This is a genomic window from Parafrankia soli, assembly GCF_001854695.1.
In the GTDB taxonomy this organism is placed as follows: Bacteria; Actinomycetota; Actinomycetes; order Frankiales; family Frankiaceae; genus Parafrankia; species Parafrankia soli.
Map to the genome: position 1 here is coordinate 56,148 of NZ_MAXA01000002.1, position 10,998 is coordinate 67,145.

A 10,998-nucleotide genomic window follows, 5' to 3' on the forward strand; every position below is an offset into this window, starting at 1 on the left:
CCCCAGGGGTAGACCTTTGGTCCTACAGGTAGGGGTAGGCCCGACAGTCGGCCCTATGGCCAGCACCCAGGGGCGGGAAGACGGGTACGCGCACCCGTCGGAGCTGGTGACCTTCGGCCAGATCCGGGCGACGCTCGGCGTGGGCAAGGCTCGCGGGTACCAGGTCACCCGTGATCGTGACTTTCCGGAGCCATGGTTCGTGTCCGAGGACGGGACGGTCCGCCTGTGGCTACGTGCGGACGTGGAGGCGTGGCTGGACGGCCATCGGCCGGGGTGGCGCGGCGACGCCTGACCGATTCGCTACGCTCACCGAGATGTAGCGAATCGGTCACGGGGGGACATATGTCGTTGGAAGAACGGTCGCGGCGGCGCGGCGTGAAGTCGTGGATCCTGGTCGGCGGGGCGTTCGCCCTGGTCGTAGTCGTGGTCATCGCTGGCGTGATCTTGGCTGGTGGTGGCGACGCCGGCGGTACGTCGTCGACCCCCCCGCGCCTGGCCGCCTTGATGGACCGCACCGGGTGTCAGGGCAAGGTGGACACCGAGCAGTTCTTCGTCCTCGAGGCGGTGAGCTGCAAGACCACCGACGGCAGCTACCGCAGTATCGCGACCTTCGCGAACCGAGCCGATCGGGATGCGTGGGTCGGCTTCGTCAAGGGGTCCGGCTACCCGGTCGAGCACGGCGAGCTCTGGGCGGTCAGCGGGACCGACCAGGGTGCAGTCCGGGCGTACGCGGACGCGATCGGCTGACGCGCGCCGGTCAGATCCGCTCGCCGAGGCCCAGGCGCTCGTGTTCGTTCTGCGCCCGGCGGCTGCGGCCGGCGGCGCCGTACAGCCGGACCATCTCGGTACTCGTCCAGCCCATGTGGTCGGCGAGGGTCTGCTCGCCGCCGCCGGCGTCGAGCCAGGCGTGCGCGAGCGCGTGCCGGAACATGTGCGGGTGGACGGGCACGCCGGCCTCGACGCCGCGGCGGCGGACGACCTGGTAGATCCCTGACGGGGTCATGTCCAGGCCACGCTCGGCGAGCCAGAGCGCATCGGTCTTGTGCGCGCGCTTGTGGCGGCCGCGGACCCGTAGGTATCGGTTGATCGCCAGCATCGTTTTGCCGCCGACGGCGATGTACCGCTCCTTGTCGCCCTTGCCGATGACGGTGAGCCGCTTGCGGGTCTGGTCGACGTGCTCCAGGCGCAGGCCGGCGACCTCGGCGCGCCGCCCGCCGGAGTCGACGAACGTCCGGATGATCGCCTCGTCGCGGCGGCTCCGGAAGTCGCGACCCTTGCACACCCCGACGAGGAGCTCGAGCTGCTCGGTCTCCAGGAGCGGCCTCATCCGTTCCCCGATCTTCGGGGGCGTCATGCGCTCCATCGGGGACGTGTCGATCTCGTCGTCTTCGATCATCCACAGGAACCATTGCTGTAACGAGCGGAACGCCTGATTGACCGTGCTGTCCGACCGGCCCTCGGGGCATCGGGGCGTGCGTTCGGTCGCGAAGGCGATCAGGAAGCGCTCGATGTGGGCGCGGTCGATGTCGGCGGCCTCGGCCGGCCGGTAGACCGGCATCCGCTCGGCGCCGGCGTCGGCGGCCTTGCGGCGGGCGGCCCTGCGGTCGGCCGCGGAGCGGGGCGGCGTCCAGTCGTCCGGCGGCTCCGGCAAGGATGTGAGCCAGTTCACAAAGGAAGTGGCGGCCTTGCGGTACGCCGTGCGGGTCTCGCGGGACTTCTTCGCAGCTGAGAGGGCCTGGTCCCACCCGTCGACGAGGAGCAGCCAGACCGGATCCACACCCTCGATGATCTCCACCATGCGGCAAAATTACCATCTCGTGCAACGCACAGCTTGACCGATCTGACTCCGATTACTAGCGTTCGTGCCTGGTCAGAGCTGCAAAGTGCGCCCGGCAGGGATCGAACCTGCGACCCAGTGCTTAGAAGGCACTCGCTCTATCCGCTGAGCTACGGGCGCGTTGTTCCATTGTGGGGCTCGCGGACGAGTCCCGGGTGGGATGGACAGTGTCCACCTCAGGTCAGTCGATGGTGCACCGACCCCCGGTGTCCTCGCGTGTCGGCTCCGCCTCGGGAGGCGGAGCCGACGTCCCGCGTGCCTGCTGGCCGGCTCGGCCGTCCGGCGCCGGTCGGCAACACGGCACCGGAGTCGGGCCGTGTGTTGCCGGCCGGGGCAGGTTGGCCGAGTACGGCGTCAGCTGGCCAGTTTGGCCAGCTCGTCGAACTCGGAGTCGGTGAGGCTGACTCCTGCCGCGGCGACGTTCTCCTCCAGGTGGGCGGTCGACGACGTGCCCGGGATCGGMAGCATCACGGGTGACCTGCGCAGCAGCCATGCCAGCGCCAGCTGCGCGGGTTGCGAGCCGTGCCGCTTCGCGATCGCGTCGAGGACTCCGCCTGGTCGCGCGAGTGTACCGGTCGCGACGGGGAACCAGGGGATGAAACCGATGCCCTCGCGTTCCGCATAGTCGAGGACGTCCTCGGAGGCGCGGTCGGCGAGGTTGTATCGGTTCTGCACGCTGACGATCTCCGCCAGCGACCGGCTGTGCTCCAGCTCGGCGACGCTGACCTCGGAGAGCCCGATGTGGCGGATCTTGCCTTCCTGCTGCAGCGCCCGCAGCTCGCCGAGGGACTCCTCGACGGGAGTCCTCGGGTCGATGCGGTGGAGCTGGTAGAGATCGATGCGCTCGAGCTTGAGGCGGCGCAGCGACAGTTCGACCTGCTGGCGCAGGTATGGGGCGCGTCCCACGGCAGTCCACTGGTCCGGCCCCTGCCGCGTGAGACCGCCCTTCGTCGCGATCACCAGGCCGTCTGGATAGGGGTGCAGGGCCTCGGCGATCAACTCCTCGCTGACGTGCGGGCCGTAGGAGTCGGCCGTGTCCATGAAGTTCACGCCGAGTTCCACCGACCTGCGCAGTACGGCGATGGCCTCCGCCCGGTCCGCGGGTTCGCCCCAGATGCCCGGCCCGGTGATCCGCATCGCGCCGAAACCGAGCCGGTTCACGGGTAGTTCGCCTCCGAGCAGGAACGTCCCGCTCGCCGCCGCGGTCACGTCGCGGCTGGCTGCCTGAGTCGACATACCGTTCCTTCCTCCAGGTGTGCGGGCACCGTCGCCGGGCACCGGCGGACAGGACACCGGCCGGTGGGGTGGTGCGCCGTCCTGCACGGCGGCAACCCGAATCCGCCTCCGGGTTGTTCCCGCGCTCCGTGCTTGTTACGTGTCCCGCGCTCGATGGCTGGCCGTCGGCCGTCTTCGCCGCCCGTGACGAGAGTGAGCGTAGGGACGCGCCACCGCTCGGGTGCGTCGTGAGATCGGCCTGGGGATGGCGAACAGTTATCCACAGCTGACAAGAACAGGTTCCCATCACGTGGACGGCGGCGCAGAGTGATGGCGTGGGTGCGCGGCCGGCCAGCTCTCGCCGCCTGGACCTCCGGGTCCGTTGTGGTGGGCCGCCGTCCTCCGGGTCGTCTCCCTGTCCCCGAGATGTTCGCCAAGGAGCCTTCCATGCTCGACACCACGATCACACTGATCGGCAACCTCGTGGAGAATCCGGTGCTGCGGGTGACCGCCAGCGGTGTCTCCGTCTGCGGTTTCCGCGTCGCCTCCACGCCGCGCCGGTACGACCGCTCCGAACAGCGCTGGGTGGACGGCAACACCCTCTACCTGCGCGTCTCCTGCTGGCGTCAGCTCGCCGAGAACGTCTCGGTCAGCCTGTCGCGGGGCGACCGGGCGCTCGTTGTCGGCCGCCTGCGGCAGAACAACTTCGAGACGCAGGACGGCGACCGGCGGGTCACCTACGAGATCGACGCGGACGCGGTCGCGGCGGAACTCACCTGGCGTCCGGTCGACGTCCGGCGGGTCGCGCGCGGGGCCGGCCCCGCTGACGAGGTTCCGCTGCCGGAGACGGGCGAGCACCCGGTTGACCCCTTCGGTGCCGACTCCACCGACCTCGACGGCGGCGGTGTGGAGGAGAGCGTCGGTGCGGGGGCAACGGGAGCCGGTGGTCTGGTTCCCGCGGAGGCGGTCCGGCAGTTGGCCGTCGAGACCCCCACCACCGGTGGGCCGGGGCTCACGCCGGCGGGGTCGGACCTGGTCGATGCCGTCTCGCGCGACTCTGTCCCGGTCGACTCCGCGCCGGTCGGCGGCAGCGCGCAGGCCGCCGGAGCGGCGCCCCTCGGGTGGTCCGAGACCGGCCCGACGCCGGCTTCGCTGTTCACGGAGCGCGGGCGCGGCGGTGAGCTCACGACGCCGGCCTTCCGCACCCCGAGCACCTCCGCCTCCTCCGGAGGCGTCACCTTCGGCCTCGCTGACGTCGTCGGCGAGGTCCGTCTGCTGGGGCTGGGCGGGGCCTTCGGATAGTGGGGTCGCCGGCAATCGCGTAATGGGCGGGTCTGACCGACATGCGGTGACCGATGGGGCCACCAGCCGAAGGGCGGTCCAGGTCGCTCGGTACCGTGCCGAGGGTGAGCAGGTCGAGTGATCCCGGCGCCGGCGCGGTCTCCGCGCCGGACGAGCCGTCCGACCGGATCGGCAAGGCATCCGCGGACCAGATCGGCACGGTCGTCCCGGACCGCCTGATCGTGACGCCTGAGCCGCTGCCCCGGCGGCTGTGGCGTCGCTGCCAGGCGGTCAGCACGGCCGGCCGGTACGTGGCGGTCCTGGCCTTGGCCAGTGCGACGGTGGCCGTCCTGCTGCGGCACAACCTGTTCCCGTACCTGTCGGTCAACAACGACGAGGTCATCTACCTCCTGCACGCCCGGACGCTGGCGGACGGCCACCTCTTTCCGTCTGCGCCTGATCCAGCCGCGTCGTACGCACCCTGGCTCGCCGCCATCTCGGGTGATCACTTCGTTCTGAAGTACACACCGTTCGTCCCGGGGTTGTTCGCGTTGGGCCTCATGCTGACGGGCAGCGTCTCGCCGGTGCTGGCGGTCATCGCGGCGGCGGCGGTGATCGTTACCTACCTGCTCGGTGTCGAGCTGGCGGGGGAGCGGAGGGTCGCGGCGCTGGCCGCGACGCTGCTGGCCTTCTCCCCGTTGGCGATCGTGCAGAGCGCGCTGGTGCTGAGCTACCTGCCGGTGCTCGTGCTGATGGAGCTGACGTTCCTCGGCCTGCTCCGTGGGCTGAGAGCCGGCGGGCTGAGAGCCGGCGGGCCGAGCGATGGCGGTCGGCGCTCCGCGCGGCGCGGCGGGCGGGCGCTTGCCGGAGCGGGGCTCGCGGTCGGCGTGGCCGTGGCGGTGCGGCCATATGACGTGGTCCTCCTGCTCGGCCCGGTGGCGGTCTGGGGCATCGTGACGGCGCGCAGGTCCGGGCGGCTCGGGTGGGCCCTGCGCTGGACGGCTGCCGGGCTCGTGCTCCCGGCCGCGATCCTGCTGGCGTCCAATGCCGCGGCGACCGGCAGCCCGTTCAGGTTGCCGTTCGCGCTGCTCGAATCGGACGACAAGCTCGGGTTCGGCGTGCGCAGGCTGTACCCGTCGGACGGCGGGCACGACTTCGGGCTCGGTGACGGCCTGGCGTCGGTCGGGGATCATCTCTGGCTGCTCGGTGGCTGGGCCTGCGGCGGGGTGGTGCTCGCCGTGGCCGCGATCGTGGCGGCCGCGCGGCGCCGGCTGAATGGGCCGGGGTACGCCCTCGGTGTCGGCACGGTGCTGTTCGTGGTCGGTTACATCGGCTTCTGGGGGGCGTGGAACGCGGCGGAGCTGTGGGGCGGCATCCGATACGTCGGGCCGTTCTACCTGATGCCTGTGCTGATCGGGCTCGTGCACCTCGGCGCGCGCGGGCTGGTCGACCTCGCCGGCTGGTCACGGCGGCGGGCGGCACGGGCGGTGACCGGGGTGTGCGCCGCGGGTGTCGTCGGGCTGACGACGTTCGTCCTCGTCGGCGCGATCGACGCGAACGCGACGATGACGGACCACGACCGTGACCTGGCGGCGATGCTGCGGGCCCTGCCCGGGCGGTCCCTGGTACTGGTGGCTGCCAGCCCGCCCTACCTGGGCCATCCGAGCGGGGTCACCACCAACGGGGCCGATCTCGACGGTGCCGACGGTGACGGGCCGTTGCTGTTCGCCGTCTCGCGGGGGGTGGCCGACCTGGAGGTCGTCGCCGACCACCCCGACCGCACGCCGTACCTGCTCCGCATGCCGCCGGCCTACAACCGGTCCCCGGGCTCGGTGACGCGCTCGCGGGTGGACGCGCTCACGGTGGCCACCGGCCGTACGGTCGGCGTCGAGGTCAGCGTGGACGCGCCGCCGCGCGGGACGCGCGCGGCCCAGCTGGTGTTCGAAGCCGGTGGGGTCCGGCTGACCTACCCGGTCTCAGCGAACGGGCCCGTGACCGCGCGGCTCACCCTTGACGCGGACGGCCTCGACACCGACGACGTCACGGAGGTCGTGATCTACGGTGGCGGCGAGACCAGGGGATCTCCGGCGGGCGTGGCCACCGGGCGCCCGGCCGGCCGGGCGAAGATCACGAAGGTGCCCGGGGCGGGGACGTCCGTGACGGTGTCGCTGCTGGCCACCCCGGCGTCCGGTGGCCGGGCGCGGACCGTCGACCGGCAGGTGATCCCCGTCCTCGCCGAGGATCCCAGCGGCGCCGACGCCGGTGGGACGGAGCCGGGCGATGTGGCAGTCCTCGCACCGAGCGCCCACGTGGACGAGACCGGCCAGGGCCCGCGGCCCGCCGTCCGCATCGCGCTGTCCTGATCCGCATCGCGCCTGATCCGCGGCGCGCTGTTGTGACAGTCAGGCCAGTCGGTGGATCGGTGGCGGGGCGTAGGTGCCGCTGAGTACCTCCTTGCCGGGCAGATACATCCGCAGCGTCAGCCGGAAGTCACCCGTCGCGGCCGGCAGCCAGTTCACCGGCATCGCCGCACCGGCGTCCGTCGCGGTCTCCGTTGCCGGAGCGTCGCTTTGGATCAGTATCGGGACGGTTCCGTCGGCGGCGTGGACGAGATCGTCCCGGCTGTCGATCGCGTACCGGTGCAGGGGGTTGTCGACGAGGTAGCTCTCGGGCTCGTCGTACATCGCGACCGTCCAGAACGCGTCGACCGCCGGTGGCGGGAGGCGGAGCAGGTAGCTGTGCGCGCCGGTGAGGTGGCGCCCGTCGGCGTCCACCGAGCAGCACGCCGACGTCGACTCGTAGGCGTGGACGATGCCGAGCGGCCGGCGCGCTGCCATCGCACGGGCGATCCGGGCCTGCGCCCGGTCCGGGATCTCCCAGTGCCGGTCGTCCAGCACGCCCGGGCCGAACCGGTCGAGGTTGTAGTCGGCCTCGTGCAGGGTGCCGACCCAGCCCTGATGGGCCCGGCGGCCGGCGGCGGCGAGCCGTTCCAGTTCGTCCCGGCCCGTGCGCAGGCCGCTGCGCAGCGACCAGGCGAGCCGCGGATCGGGGTCGATGTACGGGGACGGGTCCGTCAGCAGGCCGAGCGCCTCGAACCGGCGGGCGTAGTCGCCTTCCGCGGCCGGCGGGGGGAAGGCGTGCAGCCAGGTTCGCAGCTCCTCCCAGAAGCGCAGGTCGTCGCAGACGCGCTTGGAGCCGTCCGGTGGCCCCTCCGGCCGCCGCGCGCCCGGATCGGGCGGGCGCAGGGTCAGCGTGTCCTGAAGGGCCCGGACGGCGGGCAGGTCCGCCGGCCCGCCGTAGCCGAACCGGGCGATGATGCTGACGACCCGCGACGGCGCCTCGACCACGCGGTCGTGCGCGGAAGCGTCCGCCGTGCTGGGAGCGTCCGCTGTGCCGGGAGCGTCCGCAGTGCCGGGTGGGAGCAGCAGGATGTCGCCACCGTCGTCCCCGGTGACCCGGGTGCCGAGATAGGCGAACACGTTCAGCCACACGTCGTAGAACTCCAGGACGAGGTAGCGCCCGGGAGTCGGCGGCACGTGCAGGACCAGGGGCCCGGGGCTCAGGTCGACCTGGGCGAGCGAGACCAGGACGTCCGGGCTGACGTGCAGGAAGTGTGAGTGCGGACCGGGCGGGTCGGTCTCGTGGGCGAAGGCGTTGAAGCCGGCCGGCTCGATCGGCCCGAGCCCGTCGTGGGCGATCCTGATGATCTGCCGGACCGCGCACACGAGGGGGTACCCGAAGAAGAATGCCTCGCAGGCAAGTCCGACTCGCTGGTCATCCGCTCGCATGTGGCCTCCCGGGAGCCCCGGCCCACCGACACTCGGCCGATGGCCGATGGTGCTCGCCCGACTCCGGGGAGTACCCGATTCGTGCCCGGTTGAACATCGGGCGGGACCGCCGGCGGCTCACGGTGGAACCGCCGGTGGCCCGCGATGGGATCACCGCCGTGGGGCTTCTGGGCGCCATGCCCTAGGGTTGACGCATGGCGCAGTACGTCTTCCAGATGCGCAAGGCCCGCAAGGCCCACGGCGACAAGGTGATCCTCGACGACGTCACTCTGGCGTTCCTGCCCGGCGCGAAGATCGGCGTCGTCGGGCCGAACGGCGCCGGGAAGTCGTCGCTGCTCAAGATCATGGCCGGCCTCGACCACCCGAGCAACGGCGACGCGATCCTGAGCCCCGGCTACACGGTCGGCATGCTCGCGCAGGAGCCGCGGCTCGACGAGGCCAAGGACGTCCGCGGCAACGTCGAGGACGGCGTCCGCGAGATCCGCGCGGTGCTCGCCCGGTACGAGGAGATCAACGAGAAGATGGCCGCGCCCGACGCGGACTTCGACACGCTCCTCGCCGACCAGGCGGCGCTGATCGACAAGATCGAGGCGGCGAACGCCTGGGAGCTCGACAGCCAGATCGACCAGGCGATGGACGCCCTGCGCCTGCCGCCCGGCGACGCGGACGTCACCGCGCTCTCCGGTGGTGAGCGCCGCCGGGTGGCGCTGTGCAAGCTGCTGCTCGAGGCGCCCGACCTGCTGTTGCTGGACGAGCCGACCAACCACCTCGACGCGGAGAGCGTCGCCTGGCTGGAGCAGCACCTGGCCCGCTATGCCGGGGCGGTGCTGGCCGTCACGCACGACCGGTACTTCCTCGACAACGTCGCCGGCTGGATCCTCGAGCTCGACCGCGGCCGCGCCCACCCCTACGAGGGCAACTACTCCACCTATCTGGAGAACAAGGCGTCCCGGCTCAAGGTCGAGGGCCAGAAGGACGCCAAGCGCCGCCGGGCGCTCGCCCAGGAGCTCGAGTGGGTCCGCTCGAACCCGAAGGCGCGGCAGGCCAAGAGCAAGTCCCGACTGGCCCGCTACGAGGAACTGGCGGCCGAGGCGGACAAGGCCAGGCCGCGCGACTTCGAGGAGATCCAGATCCCGCCCGGCCCGCGGCTGGGCAGCCTGGTGATCGAGGCGAAGAAGCTCACCAAGGGCTTCGGTGAGCGGGTGCTCATCGACGACCTGTCGTTCAGCCTGCCGCGTGGTGGCATCGTCGGCGTGATCGGCCCGAACGGCGTCGGCAAGACCACGCTGTTCACGATGATCGTCGGCCAGGCGTCGCCGGATTCCGGCGAGCTGCAGATCGGCGAGACGGTCGACATCGCCTACGTGGACCAGTCCCGCGGCGGTCTCGACGCGAAGAAGAACGTGTGGGAGATCGTTTCCGACGGGCTGGACCACATCGTCGTCGGGAAGACCGACATCCCGAGCCGGGCGTACGTGTCGTCGTTCGGATTCAAGGGTCCTGACCAGCAGAAGCCGGTCGGCGTGCTCTCCGGCGGTGAGCGCAACCGGCTGAACCTGGCGCTGACCCTCAAGCGCGGCGGCAACGTGCTGCTGCTCGACGAGCCCACGAACGACCTGGACGTGGAGACCCTGCGGTCGCTGGAGGAGGCGCTGCTGGAGTTCCCGGGCTGCGCCGTGGTCGTCTCCCACGACCGGTGGTTCCTGGACCGGGTCGCGACGCACATCCTGGCCTGGGAGGGCACCGAGGCCGACCCGGCCCGCTGGTTCTGGTACGAGGGCAACTTCGCCGACTACGAGACCAACAAGGTCGAGCGGCTCGGCGCGGACGCGGCCCGCCCGCACCGGGTGACGTACCGCAAGCTCACCCGCGACTAGCTCCCACGAGACCGTGACCGTCGAGGGCCGGGAAGTCGACTGACTTCCCGGCCCTCGACGCGTGGGCCGGGACCCGGCATGGCACCCGGGTGCAGGAAGGATCAGCCCGGGCGGTTCTGCAGGGAGTTCGCGGCCATCAGCAGGTAGTCCCAGAGCTGGGCGCGGTGTTCCGGGGCGAGACCGAGGCTGTCGACCGCGGATTCCATGATGCGCAGCCAGGCGTCCCGCTCGGCCGGGCCGATCGCGAACGGCACGTGCCGCATCCGCAGCCGGGGATGGCCGCGCTGCTCGCTGTACGTCGTCGGCCCGCCCCAGTACTGGATGAGGAACAGTCGCAGCCGCTCCTCGGCCGCCGCCAGATCCTCGTCGGGGTAGAGCGGCCGGAGCACCGGGTCGCTGGCCACCCCCTCGTAGAACCTGGCCACCAACGCGCGGAACGTCGCCTCGCCGCCGACGGCCTCGTAGAAGTCTGCGCGTGGTCGCGCGGGTGACGGTTGGTTCACGGGTCCATTCTGCGCCACTGGACGGCCGCTCCCCGGCCGCGGCCCCGACCTCGATCGACGGGACGTTCGGCCCGGTGGTGGTCGTGGCCGGGTCTGCCGAGGTGAGCGGTTCGACGGGCGGTGGACGTCCGCCGTGCGGCGGTAGCCGGGTGGATCAACCCGAACGGGGGATGACCCACGCGGTGGTGTCCGGCGGCAGGACGAGCGTCGCGCCGTCGTAGCCGACCGGCCCGCTCGCCAGCACCAGCCGGCCGGCGATCTCCAGGCGTATCTCGCTCCGTGTGGCCATCACACAGGTCAGGGCGTCGGCGGCGGACGTCCGGTCGAAGGCCAGGCAGTCCGCGGGCAGATCGTCCCGCCAGCGGAACCCGGGCCGCGTGTCTGCCGGCCGCCCCGGCTCGCCCGAGTGCCCCGGCCCACCCGGCTCGGCCGCGCCGCCCGGCTCGGCCGCGCCGCCCGGCCCGGCCGCGCCGCCCGGCTCGGCCGCGCCGCCCGGC

9 protein-coding genes, 1 tRNA gene and 1 pseudogene are annotated in these 10,998 nt (G+C 71.9%); 5 read left to right on the plus strand and 6 right to left on the minus strand.

All coding sequences use genetic code 11. The features are described from left to right. Positions 1–55 precede the first annotated feature (55 nt). Together BBK14_RS02050 and BBK14_RS02055 are read left to right on the plus strand one after the other, a co-directional pair. Positions 56–292, plus strand: coding sequence for a hypothetical protein (locus BBK14_RS02050; protein WP_071059534.1), 237 nt, complete (start codon positions 56–58; stop codon positions 290–292). 50 nt (positions 293–342) lie between these two features. Further along, on the plus strand, positions 343–747 hold the full coding sequence (locus tag BBK14_RS02055; RefSeq protein ID WP_071059535.1) for a hypothetical protein: 405 nt from the start codon (positions 343–345) through the stop codon (positions 745–747). 10 nt (positions 748–757) lie between these two features. Here BBK14_RS02055 and BBK14_RS34375 read toward each other — a convergent pair whose 3' ends face one another. The 3 genes from BBK14_RS34375 to BBK14_RS02070 form a co-directional block, all read right to left on the minus strand. Continuing rightward, on the minus strand, positions 758–1,798 hold the full coding sequence (locus tag BBK14_RS34375; RefSeq protein ID WP_083390644.1) for a tyrosine-type recombinase/integrase: 1,041 nt from the start codon (positions 1,796–1,798) through the stop codon (positions 758–760). Positions 1,799–1,884: 86 nt separating this feature from the next. After that, positions 1,885–1,957, minus strand: a tRNA-Arg gene (locus tag BBK14_RS02065). A 234-nt stretch (positions 1,958–2,191) separates the two neighbouring features. Continuing rightward, the gene (locus tag BBK14_RS02070; protein ID WP_071059536.1) at positions 2,192–3,073 is read right to left on the minus strand and encodes an aldo/keto reductase; all 882 of its coding nucleotides are present in this window, start codon (positions 3,071–3,073) and stop codon (positions 2,192–2,194) included. Between the two features lie 426 nt (positions 3,074–3,499). On the opposite strand from BBK14_RS02070, the gene ssb reads away from it, so the two are divergent. Together ssb and BBK14_RS02080 are read left to right on the plus strand one after the other, a co-directional pair. After that, a complete protein-coding gene (ssb, locus tag BBK14_RS02075; protein WP_235014290.1) occupies positions 3,500–4,354 on the plus strand; it encodes a single-stranded DNA-binding protein in 855 nt (284 codons plus the stop codon). A gap of 53 nt (positions 4,355–4,407) precedes the next feature. After that, on the plus strand, positions 4,408–6,696 hold the full coding sequence (locus BBK14_RS02080) for a phospholipid carrier-dependent glycosyltransferase (RefSeq protein ID WP_071059538.1): 2,289 nt from the start codon (positions 4,408–4,410) through the stop codon (positions 6,694–6,696). 39 nt (positions 6,697–6,735) lie between these two features. Here BBK14_RS02080 and BBK14_RS02085 read toward each other — a convergent pair whose 3' ends face one another. Further along, on the minus strand, positions 6,736–8,121 hold the full coding sequence (locus tag BBK14_RS02085; RefSeq protein WP_071059539.1) for a DUF1254 domain-containing protein: 1,386 nt from the start codon (positions 8,119–8,121) through the stop codon (positions 6,736–6,738). Between the two features lie 194 nt (positions 8,122–8,315). Between BBK14_RS02085 and ettA the strand changes: the two genes are divergently transcribed. Then, a complete protein-coding gene (gene ettA / locus BBK14_RS02090) occupies positions 8,316–9,998 on the plus strand; it encodes an energy-dependent translational throttle protein EttA (protein ID WP_071059540.1) in 1,683 nt (560 codons plus the stop codon). A 101-nt stretch (positions 9,999–10,099) separates the two neighbouring features. Here the strand turns inward: ettA and BBK14_RS02095 are convergent, their stop codons facing one another. Both BBK14_RS02095 and BBK14_RS37995 read right to left on the minus strand, forming a co-directional pair. After that, positions 10,100–10,519 carry a globin gene (locus BBK14_RS02095; RefSeq protein ID WP_020462784.1) on the minus strand — a complete coding sequence of 140 codons (420 nt, stop codon included), beginning with the start codon at positions 10,517–10,519 and terminating at the stop codon, positions 10,100–10,102. A gap of 136 nt (positions 10,520–10,655) precedes the next feature. Next, positions 10,656–10,998 (minus strand): annotated as a pseudogene (locus tag BBK14_RS37995) (alpha-amylase); the annotation flags it as partial.